We start from the raw sequence: 18,007 nt of genomic DNA, 5'->3' as shown, positions 1-18,007 counted from the left end.
AGGTCCACACACTCAAGAGATGGGTGGCCCGGTGGGAGCCCCAACGACACCGCCCCCCCCCCCTCCCCCCCCCCCCCCCCCCCCCCCCCCCCCCCCCCCCCCCCCCCCCCCCACGGAGGGTGGTGGGACCGCGTCACTCCCGCTGCGACCCGGCCAGCTCCAGGCGGGGCCAGTCGGCCAGGTCGGCGAGCAACTGCCGGTCGTGCGTGGCGACCACGACCGCGCAGGCCGTCGTCGTCAGGGCCCGGGTGAGTTCGTCGACCAGGGACGCCGACAGGTGGTTGGTCAGCTCGTCCAGCATGAGCAGGTCGGGCTGTTCGGCCAGGCACATCGCCAGGTGCAGGCGGCGCTGCTGGCCCTGGGACATGCGGCCCACCGGCGTACGTAGAGCTGTGGCGTCCAGCAGGCCCAGCCCGCTGAGTGACGGGGCGCTGCCTTTGAGCCCGCGGGACCGGAGCCGGTCGACGTGTGCCTCGTACGCCCGGTAGGCGGTGTGCTCCGGGTTCCAGGCGGGGACCTCCTGGGACAGCAGGACCACCCGCGCGTCGTGGTGGACGTGCAGGCTGCCCCCGGTGGGGTGCAGTTGCCCGGCCAGCATGCCCAGGAGGGTCGACTTGCCCGCCCCGTTGGGGCCGGTCAGCAGCAGCCGGTCGCCGCCGCTGATCGTCACCTCCACCGGCTGGTGCAGGCGGCCGGCGAGCGTGAGGTCCTGCCCGTGCAGGACCGGGCGCCCGGCCCGGGTGGGCAGGTCGGGGAAGGACAGGCTCCGGGGCGGCTCGGGCACGGTGATGCGGTGCCGCTCCAGGTCCTCCACGCGCCGGTTGAAGGTCTGCACGACCCCGGCGGCGCGCGTTGCGCGCTGATGCTTTCCTGTTCCCTTGTCCGGGCGCCAGCCGCTCTGGAGGCGCCCGCGCGCCTCCTCCGCGGCCCGGGTGAGTTGGGCGTGTTCGGCCTGCTGGGCGGCGTGCTCCTGCTCCCACCGCTCCCGCTCGCGGCGGCGGCTCTCCACCCAGCCGTCGTACCCGCCCGCGTACAGGCGCGGCAGACCGTCCCGGCTCGGGTCCAGGTCCAGGAAGGACGTGGCGACCTCGCGCAGCAGCGCCCGGTCGTGGCTGACCACGGCCACGCCCCCGGCGCGCTCGCGCAGGCTGCGTTCCAGGAAGCCCAGGGCTGCCGCGTCCAGGTGGTTGGTGGGTTCGTCCAGCAGCAGCAGATCGGTGGTCGACCCGAGTACGACCGCAAGGCGCACGCGGTAGCGCTGCCCGACCGACAAGGTGGCCAGGCGCCGGTCGCGGTCGGTGCACGCACCCAGGCCCTCCAGGGCGACGTCGACGCGCCGCTCGGCGTCCCAGGCGTCGAGCGCGGTGGCGACCTCCAGGGCCCGGGCGTAGGCGTCGTCCGCGCCAGGCGCACCCTGGGCAAGGGCCTCCGTCGCGCTGTCCAGCAGGTCCAGGGCGGTCAGGGAGTCCCCGACGGCCTCCTTGACCAGGTCGCCCACCGTGCGTGCGTCCTCGACGTGCAGGGTCTGCTCGACCAGCGCCAGCGTCCCCGTACGGGAGACCGTGCCCGCGTCGGGCGTCAGCGTGCCGGCGAGCACGTGCAGCAGGGTCGTCTTGCCCCGCCCGTTCTCGCCGACGACGGCCAGCCGGGAACCGGCCGAGACCGTCACGTCGGTGCCGGACAGGACCGTGCGCTCGCCCAGCCGGACCGCGATCCCCTCGGCGCGCACGTGTGCGGCGGCGCCGGCGGGAAGGTCCCGGGACAGGGCGGAGAAGGGGGAAGAGGAATCAGTACGAAGCATGCGTGTTCTCTCAGCTCGTCATGGAGCCGGGCACCACGCGGGGGCCGCCCGGCAGAAGGCCAGGACGGCGGGCGAGAGATCAACCGGGTTCCGCCGCCGTCAGCGGCGGAGCCAGGGCTTCATACAGAAAGACATGCCCCCAGCGTACGGACGGGCCCGGGCGGGGGCGAATCAGTTAACCCCCTTCACTCCGAGCGCAGCGCCGTTGCCGTGCGGGTGGCGGCGGCCCAGGTGGCGGGGAGCAGGGCGCCCGCGGTGGCGATCGCTATGCCCGCCAGGGCCAGCAGGACCAGGTGCGCGGGCGTGTAGATGTCGATCAGGGCGTCCGGGATGTTCGTGCCCACCGAGCGGCCCATCTCCGGGACCACGTAGTGGTGCAGCGCCACACCCAGCGGGACGCCCGCCGCGCCCGCCGCCAGGCCGATGCCGGCGACCGAGGTGAGTACCATCGCGACCGTCTGCCGCGGGCTCATGCCCAGGGCCTTGAACACGCCCAGGTCGTGGACCCGTTCGCGGGTGTCGAGGACGACGGTGTTGAGCACGCCCAGGCAGGCCACCGCCACCAGCATCGCCGTCAGCATCGCGATCAGGGCCTGCATGGCGAGGAGCACGGGGGAGTCCCCGTCGTGCGCCACGGCCGTCGCCTCCGCGCCCAGCGGCTCCAGGGCGGCGCCGAGCGCCTTGACGTAGGCGCCGCGGTCCGTGCCCGCGGCCAGGTCCACCACGTACTCGTCCGGCTCCCACGTCGGGACCAGGCCGGAGACGGAGGCGTGCGCGGTGCGTACGGCCAGGCCCTCGTCGTTGAGGTCGAAGACCTCGCCGACGATGCGGAGTTCGGCGGTGCGGTCGCCGTCGCGGAGGGTCACGGTGTCGCCGATGGCGGTGTTCGTGGACTCGAGGAAGCGCGCCGGGGCCACCGCCTCACCGGGGGCGGAGAACCAGCGGCCCGCCGCCATGCGGTAGCCGTCGGCGGGTGCCTTGCCGCGGTACGTGACCAGCGGTACGGCGCCCTTGCGGCCGGAGACGCCGACCTCCGTCTGGGCGGTGGCGAAGTGGTGTGCCGTCTCCGGGCGGGCCTCGATCGCCGCGGTGATCTCCGCGGGGGAGGCGCCGGTTTCCGGGCCCGCTGCCGGAGCGGGCGGTGCCGGGGGTGCGCCGGGGTCGGCTTCCGCGCCGCCCGGGGCGCCCGGGGTCCCGGGGGCGCCGGTCCCCGGCGGCGGCATCATCCGGTGCACCGTCACGTCGCCCGCCTCGTCCGGCGTCCCCTCCCGCTCCAGCGCCAGCAGCGACGTCCCCAGACCCACCGCGAACGTCACCGCCAGGGCCCCGAACGTCACCGCGGCCGCCATCGTCGCCGACCGGGCCGGCCGGGCGAACGGGCCCGCCAGGCCCAGCACCACCGCCCGCGGCAGCGGCAGCCGGCCCAGCGCGTGCCGCACCCGGCGCCCCCGCGCCGCCCGCGGCGTACGGCCGACGCTGAGCGCCGCCGTCGTACGCAGCCGGGCCGCGCGCAGCGCCGGTCCCAGGGCCGTCGCCGCGACCAGGGCGAGGACCCCGGCCGGCACCGCGAGCGAGACCCACAGCGGGATGAGGATCCGGCCCGTGCCGAACGCGCTCGCCACCTCGTTCATCAGCGGTACGGACAGCGCGTTGCCCAGCCCCGCGCCCAGCGCCGCGCCCGCCGCCGCCGGGATCGCGGCCTGTGCGACGTACGCCCGTGCGACCTGCGACGGCGTGAAGCCCAGCGACTTCAGCACCCCGATCCGCCGCGTCGCCGCGCCCACCGCGCCGCTGACGACGATGCTCACGATGAGCACCGACATCGCCAGCCCCAGCAGCGCGAAGGCGGTGACGAAGGGGATGAAGGCGGCGGTGTCCTCGTTCGCGGCCTGCTTGACGTCGAGGTACGACTGGGACCCCGTCAGCGCCCCCGCCGGTACGGCCGCGGCGACCGCCTTGCGCGCGGACGCGACCTCGCCGCGCGTGTCCGCGGCCGCCAGCCGGTAGAGCATCTGGCGGTCGGGACGGGCGCCTTCGGCGGTGAGTGCGCCGAGCTGCGCCGGTACCACCCAGCCGTCCGCGCTCTCGCCCACCGACTCGGCGATCCCGACGACCGTGAGCACCGGCCCGCCCGCCACCCCGTCGGCCTCCACCCGCGCGCCGAGCGCCATGTCCATCGACCGCGCGCCCGACTCGATCACGATCTCGCCGGGCGCCCGTACCCAGCGGCCCTCCGTGACGTCCAGGTCGTCGACGTCACCGCCCGCCGACTTCCGCCCCGCCACCGTCAGCGGCGGCGACTTGGCCCCCTCGGGCGCGGTGGTGACGCGCAGCCGCAGCGAGGTGATCCCGTACGGGCCCGAGGCGGCGGTGACGCCTTCGGCCCCGGCGGTGGCGCGCACCTGCGGGGCCGTGGCCTTCGCGGCGTCGAACTCCCCGGTGAGGTGGGCGCCGTGCTGCCGGGCGAAGGCGTTGTCGAACGGCGCCCGGGAGGCGACGAGCAGCCCGGTCGCCAGCACGGCCGCGGCCACGGTGAGCACCGTGGTCAGCACCATCACGGTGGTCTGCACGCGCCGCCGGCCCACCCCGGCGCGCACCACCCGGCCCAGGGCGCTCACCGGGCGGCCCGGGGGGAGTCGCCGTGCAGGGCGGAGGCGTCGTACGGAGTCGCCGTACTCCCGTCCGTGCCTCCGCCTCCGCCCCCGCCCCCGTCTCCGCCGCCGGCCGCGCTGTCCCGCGCGATCCGCCCGTCCACCAGCTCCACCGTCCGCGTCGCGCACGACTCCGCCAGCGCCAGATCGTGCGTGACGAGCACGATCGTCTGCCCGTCCGCGTGCAAGTCCCGCAGCAGCTCGCGGACTTCCGCCCCCGACGCGGTGTCCAGCGCGCCCGTGGGCTCGTCGGCGAGCAGCAGCGACGGGCGGTTCATCAGCGCCCGCGCCACCGCCACGCGCTGCCGCTCGCCGCCCGACAGCCGCCCGGGGTACGCGCGGGCGTGCCGCTCGATCCCGAGGTACGCCAGCAGCTCCGCGGCCCGCGCGGCGGCGCGGGCGCGGGGCATCCCGGCCAACTGGGCCGGGAGCAGCACGTTGTCGGCCACGGTCAGGTCGTCGAGCAGGTTGAAGAACTGGAAGACCATGCCGACCGACGCCCTGCGGTACTTCGCCGACGCGCTCTCGCTCAGCCCGTCCACGCGCAGCCCGTCGACGGTGACGGTGCCGGAGTCGGGCCGGTCCAGGCCCGCGATGAGGTTGAGCAGCGTCGACTTGCCGCTGCCGGAGGGGCCGAGGACGGCGAGCGCCTGCCCGGTGCGTACGGCGAGGGTCAGGTCGTCCAGCGCGGGCGGGCCCTCGTCGTACGTCCTGCTGACCCCGCGCAGGTCGATGAGGACCCCGGCTCCGTGGTCGCTCCCGGTGCGGGCGGTGTGCGGTGGTGCGGTCATGGCGCGGGTCCTCCCCGGCTCGGTGGTCGGCGTGCGGCAGCAGACGCTAGGCGCGGCGCCGGCGCGGGCACGTCGGCCGCGGTGCGGAAGGTCCGTACCGCATCCGGCCGACGGCGGGCGGCGTCATCCGCGCGAGGTAGGCGTGGGGCGGACGCGGGGTGGGCCCCGCGGTGGATCCGGCGGCGGCGGGCGGGTTGGCACACTGAGGCCGTGACGTGGGCGGGCGGGACCATCGGGCGGTACGGGCGCGGGGCCGGACGTGCGGTTGGGCGGGCGCGCGGGTGGTTCGGGCGCCGGGGCACGGGCCGGGAGGCGCCGGCGTACGAGAACGGCGGCGTGGGACGGCCGGCGAGCGGCGGGGCGCGTGAACGGCCGCCGGTCGGCGGCCCGGTGACGGACCCGGGCGACTCGGCGGGCCGCGGGGCGGGCCCCGGGCCCCGGCGCGCGGTGGCCCGGACGCTGCGTCGCGCCGCGAGCCGCGTGGCCGGCTGCCGGACCGGGCGCGCCGCGGGCGGTGCGCCCGGCGGCGGATCCCGCCGGCCCCCCGCAGGCGGCGCCGCGCCGCCGCGGCTGTCCCGGTGGGCCTGGACCGCGGATGTCGCCCTCGCCCTCGTGCTGTCCGTCGGCACCGTCGTCGCCGACCTCGACCGCTCCTTCTACGAGCCGCGCGGCGACGGCCCGCAGCAGGTCGCCCCGCGGCCCCCGCCGCCCGGCCTGCCGGGCCTGCCCGACCTGCCGGAGGCCGGTCCGCCGACGGTGCCCGAGCCGGGTTCGCCGCTCGTTCCGGAGCCCGGCCAGGGAGGGCCGGAAGTGCCGCGCCGCGCGGAGGTGTACCCCCCGCCGCCCGTCATCGAGCACGTGCTTCCGCCCGTCCGGGGCTGGGAGTTGGTGCTCGGTGCGCTGACCGCCGTCCCGCTGGCCGTCAGGCGCCGCTACCCCCTCGCCGCGCTCTGGGCGGTGCTCGGCGCGGCCGTCGTGTTCCACCTGGGCGAAGTCGCCCGCGGCGCGACGGCGTTCGCGTTCGCCGCCGGGGTGGTCGCGGCGTACAGCGCGGTGATGTACAGCCCGTACCGCAGGAGTGCGCTGGCGAGCCTCCTCGCCGGGGTGCCGCTGTTCGCGGTGGCGGGCGTGGTGCCGGAGGTGGGGCGCGGGTTCCTGCCGCTGCTGGTACTGCTGCCGATCGGGCTCGCCGCCAATGCGATCCACACGTGGCAGCAGCGCATACGCGCCCTCCAGGAGCAGCAGGCGGCGGCGACGCGGCTGGCGGTGGACCAGGAGCGGTCGCGGATCGCGCGCGAACTGCACGACGTCGTCACGCACAACGTCAGCATGATGACGATCCAGGCGGGGGCCGCGCGCAAGGTGCTGGACACGTCGCCGGAGCAGGCGCGGGAGGCGATGCGCGCGGTGGAGGCCGGCGGCCGGGCGGCGATGGCGGAGCTGCGGCACGTGATGGGGCTGCTGACGATGGCGGCCGCGGACCCGGCGGCCGGCCCGGCGGCCGCTGCCGATGCGGCGGCGTACGGAGGCGCCGCCCGCGCCGCGGACGGCGCGCCCGATCCGGCACCCGCCGCGGGCGATCCCGCGCTCGCCGTCGACCTCGCCCCCCAGCCGGGACTCGGCCAACTCGCCGCCCTCGCCGGGCGCGTACGCGACACCGGCGTCCCCGTCGAACTCTCCGTGACCGGCACCCCCGGGGCCCCGCTGTCCGCCGGCGTCGACCTCGCCGCGTACCGCGTCGTGCAGGAGGCGCTGACGAACGCCGTCAAACACGCCGCCGGCGCCTCGGTCGCCGTCTGCGTGGCGCACGCCCCAGGCGAGCTGCGCGTCGAGGTGACCGACACCGGCGGCCCGCCCGCCGCCCGCGCCGCGGCCGGCAGCGGCCGCGGGCTCATCGGGCTGCGCGAACGCCTCGCCGTCTACGGCGGTACGCTCCACGCCGCGCCGCGCCCCCGCGGCGGCTACCGCGTCCGCGCCCTGATCCCGCTCCAGGACCGGCCGCCCGGCACGCACACTGACGCACCGGCGGGGTGACGCGCATGCCCCTGACAGAGCCGGGGGCGCCATGCAGACATAATGACCGGCATGCGGATCTCGGCACGAGCAGACTACGCGGTGCGCGCGGCACTGGAGCTGGCGGCGGCGACGGAGGACGCCCCGGTCAAGGCGGAGGCCATCGCGGACGCGCAGGGCATTCCGCACAAGTTCCTGGAGAGCATCCTCGGCGACATGCGCCGCGGCCGGCTGGTCGTCAGCCAGCGCGGCGGCCGCGGCGGCTACCGCCTCGCCGCCCCCGCCGAGGAGATCACCATCGCCGACGTCATACGGGTGGTGGAGGGGCCGCTGGTCTCCGTGCGCGGCGCCCGGCCGCCGGAGCTGTCGTACGTGGGGCCCGCGGAGTCGCTGCTGCCGCTGTGGATCGCGCTGCGCGTGAACGTGCGCAGGATCCTCGGCGAGGTCACGCTCGCGGACGTGGCGTCGGCGCGGCTGCCGGGGTACGTGCACGAGCTGGCCGAGGACCCCGACGCGTGGACGAACCCCTGAGGGCGTAGCGCACGCGCCGCGCGCCGTGCCACAGTGGCGGTCGCGTCTCCCCCCACGGACACCCGACTCCGAGGAGAGACGTGCCCGAGAACCGGCACCTAGGCAGGCGAGCGCTGCTCGCGGGCGCGGCCGCGGGCGGCATCGCCGCCGTGATCCCGCAGCAGGCGGCCGCACGGAGCCGCCGCGTGGTGGCCCGCCCGCTGGCCAACCCCGGCGGCGCGCTGCCGATGACGCTCCTGTCGTACGTGCACCCCTCCGGCCGGGCCGTGGGCCGCGCGCTCGGGGCGGACGGCGAGGAGGTGCAGGCGGCCTGGCACGGCTCGCGGGTACGGCGGCCGCGCGCGCTGCACGCCTCCGGTTCGTACACCCTCCAGGGCGTCAACGGGCGTGGCGCGCTGGTCGGTTACCACTTCCTGCCGGACGAGAACCGCACCCACGCGGTCGTCTGGGGCCCCGGGGGCACGCCCCGGCGGGTGCTGGCGGGCGACGACTACCGCGCGTGGGGCTCGCACATCGACGACCGCGGCCGGGTCCTGGTCCAGACCCAGACGGAGTTCCAGGCCGATCCCGAACTCCCGCCGCGCGGCAGCCTGTACGTCCTGCGCCCCGCCACCGCCGCCGCTCCGGTACGCATCACGCCCCCGGACCCGGAGGCGGTCAACGCCGCCCCCGACGCGCTCGGCGCGGGCGGCCACGTCATCGCGGGACAGGTGCGCTTCATGGCCTGGTCGCGTGATCCGTTCCTCTGGCACGCGGGCAGGGTCACCGAACTCACCCGCCTCACCGGCGCGTACCGCCCGGTCTTCGGCGCGGGCGTCAACGCCCGCGGGGTGGTGGCCGGTTCCGCGGAGGGCGACACGGGGGAGTGGCGGGCGTTCGTCTGGGACGGCGAGCGGCTGACGGACTTCACCCGCTTCGACGGCGGGGCGAGCAGCGTCCCGCTCGACGGCCGCTTCCTCAACGCCCGCGGCGAGGTCATCGGCCGCAGCACCGCCACCGACGGCCCCTTCCTCTGGTCGCACCGCCGCGGCCTCAAGCCGCTCCCCACCCTTCCGGCTGCCCTCTACGGCACGACGGCCACGGCCCTCAACGACCGCGGCGAGGCGGCCGGCCACTGCTTCACGGAAGAGGGCCAGCGCGCGGTCTACTGGCGCCACGGCCGCATCGTCGACCTGGGCCTGCCCCCGGGCGCGGTGGAGAGCGAGGCGAGCTGGCTCACCGACACCGGCGAAGCCCTCGGCACCGCCCAGTTCCCCGACCCCTCGGGCGGCACGGTCACCCGCGCCTACCGCTGGACGGTCCACTGACCCCGCCCGGCTGACGGCGGCCGGTTCGCTCCACTCCTGTGGCCGCCCCCGCGGCCGACCGGCACGATGGACTGATGGAATCCGCACCCGGCCCGCGTTGCCTCCTGCACCCCGACGCCGAGGTCCGGCCCTCGGCCATCGCGGGGACCGGCCTGGCCGCGCGTGCACCCATCGGCGCCGGTACCGTCGTGGCCCGGCTGGGCGGGCGGCTCGTCCCGGATCGGGAACTCCGCGAACTCCTCGACGCCGCACGCCGGTCGGGCGGTCCGTACGTCGACACCATCGCCGTCACCCGGACCGCCCACCTCGTCCTGCCTCCCCGCGGCGAACAGGCCGTCGGCTTCAGCAACCACAGTTGCGATCCCACCCTGTGGTGGGACGGCCCGTACACCCTGCTCGCGCGGCGCGACATCCGCACCGACGAGGAGCTGACCAGCGACTACGCCACCAGCACCTGGGACCCCGCGTTCGTGATGGACTGCGCCTGCGGGACGCCCGAGTGCCGCGGGACCGTGACCGGCGACGACTGGCGACTGCCCGGACTGCGGGCCCGCTACGGCCGTCACTGGGTGCCGGGTGTGCGGGCGCTCATCGACGCCGCGCGCTGACGACTCAGCCGCCGAAGTCCCTTGCGTGGTCCCTGGCCCACTGGGCGAACGTGCGGGCCTTGTGGCCCGTCACCTCCGCCACCGTGTGCGTCACCGGCTCCGGGTGCTTCACCAACTCCGCGTGGGCCTCCAGGATCCCGTCCGCGAACGACGGCGGCAGGCCCGCCGCCACGTACGCCTTGCGGGCCACCTCCGGCGGGGACTCCTCGAAGCGGATGTCCCGGCCCAGGGCCTCGCCGATCGTGCGGACCTGCTCGGCCTGCGTGAGGACTTCCGGGCCGGTCAGGTGGTACGTCGCCCCGGTGTGGCCCTCGTGGGTCAGGGCGCGCAGGCCGACCGCGGCGATGTCGGCCTCGTGGATGAGCGAGCGGCCAGCCTCGCCGTACGGGGCGTGCACCACGTCGCCCGCGCGGATCTGGTCCGCCCAGTGCAGCGTGTTGGCGGCGAAGCCGCCGGGGCGCAGCAGGGTCCACTCCAGGGGCGAGGCCCGCAGCAGGCGCTCGATGGCGGTGTGGAAGCCGAGGATGCCGTCGGGCTCCTCCTCGGGGTCGTCGGCCGCGCCCCAGGCGGAGACGTACGCGATCCGCCGTACGCCCCCGGCGAGCGCCGCCTCCAGCACCGCGGGGGCGGTGTCGGCGGTGGGCAGCGGCCAGACGAGGAAGACCGCCGAGACCGCCGCGAAGGCCGGGCCCAGCGTCGCCGGGTCCGCGAGGTCGCCGCGTACGACCTCCACCCCTTCGGGGAAGTCCGCGCGGGCCGGGTCGCGCACCAGCGCACGTACCGGCAGACCGGCCCAGTGCGCCTGCGCAACGGCCTGACCTCCTACTCTTCCCGTGGCTCCGGTCACCAGGATCATGGTCGCTCCTTGAAGTCGGTGGCTCGGCAAGCCTCCGACTTCAACCGCACTTCAGGTCAAGTCGACCCGGCATGGTGCACGTAACACCACCCCCCATTGGGGTCGTGCGCCCAGTGCCCGCGCCCGTCACCGTCCGTAGCTTCGTAGTCAGGCACAGGGAGTGCCGGCCTGACGAGGGGTGAAGACGATGTTCGGACGCAAGGAGCGCCGCGGGACCGCCGGGGAGCACGCCGCCGCCGGCGCGCCGCACGAGGCGCTGCGGCTGGTCAAGGTGACCAAGGTCTACGGGACCGGGGGCGCCGAGGAGGCCGCCGTCACCGCGCTCGACGGGGTGACGCTGAGCCTGCCGGCCGGGTCCTTCACCGCCGTGATGGGGCCCTCCGGATCCGGGAAGTCGACGCTGCTGCAGTGCGCCGCGGGCCTGGACCGCCCCGACAGCGGCGTGGTGATGGTCGACGGCGCGGAGATGACCGGGGGCAGCGAGACGGAGCTGACGAAGTTCCGCCGGGAGCGGATCGGGTTCGTCTTCCAGCAGTACAACCTGCTGCCCACGCTGAACGTCGCGCAGAACGTCGTGCTGCCGCTCAAGCTCGCGGGACGCCGCGTCGACCGCGGCCGGGTCCGCGAGGTGCTGGCCCGCGTCGGCCTCGCCGACCGGATGCGGCACCGGCCCGACCAGCTCTCCGGCGGCCAGCGGCAGCGCGTCGCCATCGCCCGCGCGCTCGTCGCCGCGCCGAGCGTGGTCTTCGCCGACGAGCCGACCGGCGCCCTGGACACCCGCAGCGCCCGCGACGTCCTGGGCCTGCTCCAGGAGACCGTGCGCGTCGACCGCCGCACCGTGGTGATGGTGACGCACGACCCGGTGGCCGCCTCGTACGCGGACTCCGTCCTCTTCCTCGCCGACGGCCGGCTGGTGGGCCGGATGAACGCCCCGACCGCCGACGCCGTCGCGGAGCGGATGACCCACCTCGGCGACATGTACGAAGCCGGTGCCCAGCAGCACGACCCGCGCCACTCCGCGCCGATGGGGGTCTGACCGATGTTCTCGCTCGCCATGCGCTCCATCCGGCAGCGGCCCGGCCGCTTCGCCGCCACGCTCCTGTCCGCCTTCCTCGGCGCGACGATCATCATGATGTTCAACTCGCTCCTCGACACCGCGGGCGCCAAGGGCGTCGACGACGTCAGCTCGGAGTCCCTGTCCACGGCCGCCATGGTCGTCGGCGGCTACGGCTCGCTGCTGGTCTTCTTCGCCGTCGCGTCCACCCTCACGGTCGCCGTACGGCAGCGCACCACCGAGATCGACCTGCTGCGCTCCACCGGCGCGACGCCCGCGCAGATCACCAGGATGATCGTCGGCGAGGCGGCGGTCGTCGGCCTCGCCGGATCGCTGCTGGCGATCGTGCCCGGCATGCTCGGCGGCCGGATCCTGCTCGGCATGTTCCAGGACAGCGGGCAGGTCGCCGAGGACGTCGACCACGCCTTCGGCACCATCGCGCTGATGTCCGGCATCGACATCACGCTGCTGGCGTCGGTCGGCGCCGCGTTCCTCGCGGTGCGCCGGGCCACCAAGGCGCGCGAGCAGCGCGCCCCGCGCCGCCGGCTGCACACCTGGGGCGGCTACGCCGCGCTGGGCCTGGGCGGGGCGCTGTGCCTGACCGGGTTCGCCATGAGCGACGCGGGTCCCGAGGCCATGGCGCCGCCGGCGTACGGGGCGATCCTGCTGTCGGTCGGCTTCGCGGCCTTCTCGCCGGCGCTGCTCGGCGGGCTGCTGCGGCTCACCGGCGGGCTCCTCACGGCGTTCGGCGGGGGCAGCGGCTACCTGACGGTGCACGGACTGCGGCAGCGGGCCGCGCAGTTGTCCGGCGTGCTGATGCCGATGGTCCTCTTCGTGGGCATCTCGGTCGCCACCCTGTACATGCAGTCCGTCGAGAACGACCACATCGAGGCCGCCGGGCTGACGCAGTCGGTGGACGACAAGAACCTGGAGACCCTGAACTTCGTCGTCGTCGGGATCATCGCGGTCTTCGCCTGCGTGATGCTGATCAACACGCTGTACGCGGCGACCTCGTACCGCAGCCGCGAGTTCGGCCAGCAGCGGCTGGCGGGCGCGACGCCCGGCCAGGTGCTGGCGGGCGTCGGCCTGGAGGGGCTGCTGCTGACGGTGACCGGGGTGTTCTTCGGGACGGTCGCGGCGGTCGCCGGGATCGTGCCCTTCACGGTGGCCCGCACGGACGACGTGCTGCCCTCGGCGGGGTACGGGATCTGGCTGGCGGTCGTGGGGGTCGCCGCGGTGGTGACCATGGCCACCGCGCTGGGCACCACCCGGCGGGTGCTGCGGACGCCGGCGGTCGAGACGGTCGCGCTGGCGGCATGAGGGGTGCTGGGAAGGGCCCGCCGACGGGGTCGGCGGGCCCTTCGGCGTGCGTAGGGGCGGGGCGGAACGGGCGTACGGCGTACGGGCGTCGGGCCCGCGGCGGCCGTACAGCGCCTGCGGCGTACGGGCGATGCCCCCGCCCCCCGGCCGGCAGCCCTACTCCAGCTCGCGCTCCGCGTACACCCGCATCGCGTCCCGCACGAACACCGCCGTCCCCTCCCCGTGCGCGTCGTAGTGCGCACCGAACCGCGGGTCGTCCACGTACATCCGGCCGAGACCCGCGAACGCCTCCGCGGACGGCCCCTCCCCCTGCCAGCCGGCGCTGATCCACTCGTACTGCCGCCGTGCGATCTCCTGCGCCTCCGGGCCGTCCGGCGCCTCGCCCGCGGCGTGCGCCGCGGCGAAGTCGCGGGCGATGTCCTGCTGGCGGCGCTGGAAGTCGCTCTTCTGCTCCTCGCTCAGCGCGCGCCACCACCGGTCGCTCCGCTCGTACGCCGCCTTCCCCCAGCGCCGCGTGACCTCCTCCTCGTACCGGGTGTGATCGAACCCGTCGAGCACTTCTTCCGCCATGAGCGGCTCCCCTTCCGTCAGCTTCCGCAACGTGGTCTTCACCGACGCGATCTGCCGCCCGATGCGCCGCCGCTCCTGCTCCAGCAGCTCCAGGTGCGTGGCGAGGGCGGCCGCGGTGTCCTCCGGACCGCCGCCGGCGGCGAGCACCTCGGCGATGGCCGGGAGGCCGAGGCCGAGTTCGCGGAGCAGCAGGATGCGCTGCAGCCGGACCAGGGCGTGCTCGTCGTAGTAGCGGTAGCCGTTGGCCGCCACGCGGCTGGGGCGGAGCAGCCCCACGTCGCCGTAGTGGCGCAGGGTGCGGCTCGTGGTGCCCGCGGTGCGCGCGATCTCCTGGATGGACCACTCCATGGCGGTGCAAGCTCCTCGGTCCGCGGTGCCGGTCCGGCCGGGTGGCCGGCCGGCCGGTCGGTGAGCTTTCACCGTAGAAGTTGACGTTACGTCAAGGTCAAGGTCAGTCCTCGAAGCTGTGGGGCACCAGCTCGAAGCCCACGGCGAGGTCGGTGCCGCGCCGCTTGCCGCTCTCGGTGAGCATCTGCCCGGTGAGCTTGCGGGCGTACGCGCGCGGATCGTCCTCGCCCAGGCCGAGGATGTACGCCCGGTGCTCGGTCAGCGAGGCCACGGCCCGCTCCATGGCGGCCTCGGTGACCTCCTCGGCGTGCGTGGGGTACGGGGAGCCGGCGACGGCGGTCCAGCGTACGCCGCCCCACGGGAGGAGGCCCTGCTCCAGCAGCTCGGGGAAGATCCAGCGGTTGCCGGCGTCGCCGACGGCGTCCAGCACGCCGCGGCCGACGGCCCGGTGGTCGGGGGTGTTGCGGGGGGCACCCGGGCCCGCTCCCCAGGTGTCGTGGTGGTTGATCGTGACGATCAGCTCGGGGCGGTGCCTGCGGATCGCGGCGGCGAGGTCGCGGCGCAGCGGCAGGCCCTCCTCGACGACGCCGTCGCGATGGTCCAGGAACTCCAGCGCGGTCACGCCCACGACCGCGGAGCTGGCGCGCTGCTCCTCCTCCCGCACCCGGGCGCACTCGCCGGGCTCCAGCCCGTCGATCCCGGCCTCGCCGCGGGTGGCGAGCACGTACGCGACCTGCTTGCCGGCGTCGGTCCACTTCGACACCGCGGCGGCGGTGCCGTACTCCAGGTCGTCGGGGTGGGCGACGATCGCGAGGGCCCGGTGCCAGTCGTCGGGGAGGGGCGCGAGGGACGGGTGAGCGCTGTCTGTCATGCCGCCATGGTCACATGACGCGGTGTCACGTCCCCGCCCCGCCCGCCGGGCCCGGGCGCACTGGGCGGCTGGACGGCGAAGAGGCGGTGCCGGGCCCGGACCCGGCACCGCCCCGCCGGGGCGGGTCAGTCCAGACCGCGGTCCAGGACCCGGTACAGCTCGCCGTCGTCGTCGCCGTCCAGCGACCAGACCATCGCGCCGCCCAGGTTGCGGTCGTCGATGTACTCGGCCTTCTGCGCGATGACCTTCGGGTCGTCGTACGTCCAGAACGTGCTGCCGTCGAAGAGCCAGGCGTGGCCGTTCTTCTTGTCGCGGTAGACCTCGTACTCGCCGGAGGCCGCGAACTCCTTCAGCACCTTGTAGTCCTCGAAGCCCGCCTCCCAGGTGCCGGGCGCCGCGCCGGCGGCGGGCTGGTTGAAGCCGGTGCCGCCGCCTTCGACGCCCTTCCAGCCGCGGCCGTAGAACGGGATGCCGAGGACCAGCTTGTCCCGCGGCGCTCCGCGCAGCAGCCAGTCGTCGACGACCTGCTGGAGGCTGTCGTCGGCGGAGTGGATGGCGGACTGCTGGTTGGTGTTCTTCTCCCACGCGCCGTGCAGGTCGTAGCCCTGGAGGGTGGCGTAGTCCAGCTTGGGGAAGAGCTTGCGGGTCTCGTAACCCGCGTCCATGGCGTTGGCGTTCGCCGGCAGGAACGCGGTCAGCAGCAGGTGCCGGCCGCGGCCCTCGCGCGAGCGCTCCACCTGGTCGAGCTGCCGGCGGAACTCGGCGACGACCGCGGTGAAGTTCTCCTTGTCCTCGGGGCGGTAGATGGTGTCGACGTCACCGGGGTAGTTCGGCCACTCCCAGTCCAGGTCGATGCCGTCGAAGACGCCCGCCGCGCTGCCGGGGCCGCCGCGCCCGTCGATCCGCGGCAGGTTGCCCTTGACGAACAGGTCGATGCAGGAGGACACGAACTCCCTGCGCGACTCGGGCGTACGGACCGCGTCCGAGAAGTACGTGGACCAGGCCCAGCCGCCGAGCGACATCATGACCTTCAGGTCCGGGTACTCGGCCTTCAGCTCCCGGAGCTGGTTGAAGTTGCCCGCCAGCCGCTGCCGCGGCGAGTCGGCGCGGCCGTCGACGGACTCCGCGGCGGTCATCGTCCGCCGGTAGTCGGTGAAGGCGTCGCCCTCGCCCGGGATGTCGTCCTCGAAGCACTTGCCGTCCGGGCTGACGTTGCCGAAGGCGTAGTTGAGGTGGGTCAGCCGCGCGGCGGTGCCGCTGGTGACGAGGTCCTTGACGAGGAAGCCGCGGTCCCTGGCACCCCACTGGGTGAAGTAGCCGACGCGCCGGGCCTCGTCCCGGCCGCCGCGGCCGCCCCGGTCGTCGTCGCCCTGCTGCCCCGCGGCGGCGGGGGCTTGGCGCGGGGCCTGTTCGGGGGTCGCGGCGGTGGCGCCGGCCGTGGTGAGGCCGGGGGTGACCAGGAGGGACAGCGCACAGCCGGCCACGGCCAGGCGGCGCACGAGTCTTCGGTGCATGGAAACCCTCTTCTCGGGAGATCGCGCTTCTCTCGGGTGCGCCGAACGCTATTGGCCTAGACCAATAGGGGTCAAGGGTTCGTGCGGTACGGCGCACCCGGCCGCACGCCCCTGCTCAGCGCGATAATCGCCACGTTCTAGGGTGAAGCCGGACAGCGGCCCGAGCGGAGGGAGTACGGGCATGACCGCGGACACCGACCTCGGCACCCTCCTCGACGGCAACGACGTCGCCGGACTCCAGGAGTGGCTCGCCGACCACCCCCCGCACGTCGTCGCCGACGAACTCGCCCGCGCCGACGAGGTCACCGCCGTCTTCTGCTTCCGGCTGCTGGAGAAGGACCGCGCGGTCGAGGTCTTCGAGGAACTGGGCGCGGGCGACCAGCAGAAGATCCTCGAAGGGCTGCGCGACCAGACCTTCCGGCACGTCGTCGAGGAGATGGACCCCGACGACCGCGCCCGCCTCCTCGGCGAGGCGCCCGCCAACTTCACCCAGCGCGTGCTGGCGGGACTCAGCCCCCGCGAACGCGCCCTGACCGCCCCGCTGCTCGGCTACGAACAGGACGCCGTCGGCCGGTACATGTCGCCGGAGCTGGTGCGGCTGAAAGAGCAGTCCACCGTCGCCGAGGCGCTGGAACGGGTGCGCGCCCAGGGCCCGGACGCCGAGACCGTCTACACCCTGCCCGTCGTCGACGACCGCAGGCACCTGGTGGGCATCGTCTCCCTGCGGGAGGTGGTGCTGGCCCCGCCGGGACGGCCGCTCATCGAGCTGGTGGACACCGAGTTCCCGCGGGTCTACGCCACGGACAACGCCGAGACCGCCGCCCGTCTGATGCAGGAGGCGAACCTCCTCGGCCTGCCCGTCGTGGACAGCGAGGACCGGGTCGTCGGCATCCTCACCGTCGACGACGCCATCGAGCTGATCGAGGAGGCCGACACCGAGGACGTCGCCCGGCAGGCCGGCGCGGAACCCGTCGAGGGGCACTACCTGTCGGTGGGGGTCTTCCGGCTCGCCCGCGCGCGCATCATCTGGCTCTTCCTGCTGATCCTCGCCGCCACCCTCACCGCGGGCGTGCTCCAGGCGTTCGAGGGGGAGTTGTCGGCGGTGACGGAGCTGGCGGTCTTCATCCCGCTGCTCGTCGGCACCGGCGGCAACGTCGGCGCCCAGGCCGCGACCGGCGCGGTGCGCGCCATCGCGGTCGGCGAGCTGCGCCCCGGCGACGTGGCCCGGGTGGCGTGGCGGGAGTGCCGGGTGGGGTTCCTGCTGGGCGTGGGACTCGGCATCGTGGGCATGGTGCTGGCGACGATCATGACGGACGGCCGGATCGCGCTGACCGTGTCGCTGTCGCTGATCCTGATCTGCGCGTGGGCGGCGTCGGTCGGCTCCGTGATGCCGCTGCTGGCCAAGCAGTTGGGGATCGACCCGGCGGTGATCTCGGCCCCGCTGGTGACCACGCTGGTCGACGCCACGGGGCTGGTGATCTACTTCCTCCTGGCCCGCGCGGTCCTCGGCCTGTGAGGGGTGCGCCGAGGGCGCTGAGGGCGGGGTGCCAGCGGGCCGCGGGCGCTGCGGGCGGGCCCGTGAGGCGCGCCGCGAGCGTGCGGGCGTACGCCCCGGGCACCCCGCTCACACCCGTCGGCGAACGCGCTCCGTAAAGCTCTCCCCCGGGGTTGCGGGTCCCGGGCGCAGATTGCCAAGCTCTCGCGTGTGTTCAGGCCGGAACGGCGCAGGCCGGGGATGGCCGGGGCCGGGACGGCGACTGCGGCGACGGGGG

The 18,007-nt window shown here is 75.2% G+C and carries 14 protein-coding genes; 7 read left to right on the top strand and 7 right to left on the bottom strand.

Annotated elements, in window-relative coordinates; translation table 11 throughout:
- Window positions 1-133: 133 nt before the first annotated feature.
- The 3 genes from ACFYVJ_RS18635 to ACFYVJ_RS18625 form a co-directional block, all read right to left on the bottom strand.
- Window positions 134-1,801, bottom strand: coding sequence for an ABC-F family ATP-binding cassette domain-containing protein (locus ACFYVJ_RS18635; RefSeq protein ID WP_388892642.1), 1,668 nt, complete (start codon window positions 1,799-1,801; stop codon window positions 134-136).
- A 185-nt stretch (window positions 1,802-1,986) separates the two neighbouring features.
- Complete coding sequence (locus ACFYVJ_RS18630; protein ID WP_388892663.1) at window positions 1,987-4,401, bottom strand: FtsX-like permease family protein; 2,415 nt, start codon at window positions 4,399-4,401, stop codon at window positions 1,987-1,989.
- A 14-nt stretch (window positions 4,402-4,415) separates the two neighbouring features.
- Entirely contained in the window at window positions 4,416-5,243 is an 828-nt protein-coding gene (locus tag ACFYVJ_RS18625; RefSeq protein WP_388892640.1) for an ABC transporter ATP-binding protein, read from the bottom strand.
- Window positions 5,244-5,579: 336 nt separating this feature from the next.
- Between ACFYVJ_RS18625 and ACFYVJ_RS18620 the strand changes: the two genes are divergently transcribed.
- From ACFYVJ_RS18620 to ACFYVJ_RS18605, 4 genes are all read left to right on the top strand, one after another.
- On the top strand, window positions 5,580-7,277 hold the full coding sequence (locus ACFYVJ_RS18620) for a sensor histidine kinase (RefSeq protein WP_388892638.1): 1,698 nt from the start codon (window positions 5,580-5,582) through the stop codon (window positions 7,275-7,277).
- A 51-nt stretch (window positions 7,278-7,328) separates the two neighbouring features.
- On the top strand, window positions 7,329-7,787 hold the full coding sequence (locus ACFYVJ_RS18615; protein ID WP_388892636.1) for an RrF2 family transcriptional regulator: 459 nt from the start codon (window positions 7,329-7,331) through the stop codon (window positions 7,785-7,787).
- Window positions 7,788-7,867: 80 nt separating this feature from the next.
- A complete protein-coding gene (locus ACFYVJ_RS18610) occupies window positions 7,868-9,094 on the top strand; it encodes a hypothetical protein (RefSeq protein ID WP_388892634.1) in 1,227 nt (408 codons plus the stop codon).
- A gap of 74 nt (window positions 9,095-9,168) precedes the next feature.
- Window positions 9,169-9,702 (top strand): SET domain-containing protein, encoded by a 534-nt coding sequence (locus ACFYVJ_RS18605; RefSeq protein ID WP_388892632.1) that lies wholly within the window; start codon window positions 9,169-9,171, stop codon window positions 9,700-9,702.
- A 4-nt stretch (window positions 9,703-9,706) separates the two neighbouring features.
- On the opposite strand, the gene ACFYVJ_RS18600 is transcribed toward ACFYVJ_RS18605, so the two are convergent.
- Window positions 9,707-10,558, bottom strand: coding sequence for an NAD(P)H-binding protein (locus ACFYVJ_RS18600; protein ID WP_388892630.1), 852 nt, complete (start codon window positions 10,556-10,558; stop codon window positions 9,707-9,709).
- Window positions 10,559-10,745: 187 nt separating this feature from the next.
- Here ACFYVJ_RS18600 and ACFYVJ_RS18595 point away from each other — a divergent pair, with 187 nt between their 5' ends.
- The gene (locus ACFYVJ_RS18595; RefSeq protein ID WP_388892628.1) at window positions 10,746-11,594 is read left to right on the top strand and encodes an ABC transporter ATP-binding protein; all 849 of its coding nucleotides are present in this window, start codon (window positions 10,746-10,748) and stop codon (window positions 11,592-11,594) included.
- A 3-nt stretch (window positions 11,595-11,597) separates the two neighbouring features.
- Window positions 11,598-12,932, top strand: coding sequence for an FtsX-like permease family protein (locus ACFYVJ_RS18590; protein WP_388892626.1), 1,335 nt, complete (start codon window positions 11,598-11,600; stop codon window positions 12,930-12,932).
- A 156-nt stretch (window positions 12,933-13,088) separates the two neighbouring features.
- Here ACFYVJ_RS18590 and ACFYVJ_RS18585 read toward each other — a convergent pair whose 3' ends face one another.
- From ACFYVJ_RS18585 to ACFYVJ_RS18575, 3 genes are all read right to left on the bottom strand, one after another.
- On the bottom strand, window positions 13,089-13,850 hold the full coding sequence (locus ACFYVJ_RS18585) for a MerR family transcriptional regulator (protein ID WP_388892624.1): 762 nt from the start codon (window positions 13,848-13,850) through the stop codon (window positions 13,089-13,091).
- A 103-nt stretch (window positions 13,851-13,953) separates the two neighbouring features.
- Complete coding sequence (locus ACFYVJ_RS18580; RefSeq protein ID WP_388892622.1) at window positions 13,954-14,721, bottom strand: PIG-L deacetylase family protein; 768 nt, start codon at window positions 14,719-14,721, stop codon at window positions 13,954-13,956.
- A 125-nt stretch (window positions 14,722-14,846) separates the two neighbouring features.
- Entirely contained in the window at window positions 14,847-16,235 is a 1,389-nt protein-coding gene (locus tag ACFYVJ_RS18575; protein WP_388892620.1) for a glycoside hydrolase family 18 protein, read from the bottom strand.
- A 181-nt stretch (window positions 16,236-16,416) separates the two neighbouring features.
- Here ACFYVJ_RS18575 and mgtE point away from each other — a divergent pair, with 181 nt between their 5' ends.
- Window positions 16,417-17,751: a magnesium transporter gene (gene mgtE, locus ACFYVJ_RS18570; RefSeq protein ID WP_388892618.1), complete on the top strand. Its 1,335-nt coding sequence runs from the start codon at window positions 16,417-16,419 to the stop codon at window positions 17,749-17,751.
- Window positions 17,752-18,007 lie beyond the last annotated feature (256 nt).

Source organism: Streptomyces sp. NPDC004134 (genome assembly GCF_042874195.1).
Classification (GTDB): domain Bacteria; phylum Actinomycetota; class Actinomycetes; order Streptomycetales; family Streptomycetaceae; genus Streptomyces.
Note: the sequence above shows the minus strand (reverse complement) of the source record. Positions and strands in the feature narration are given on the sequence as shown.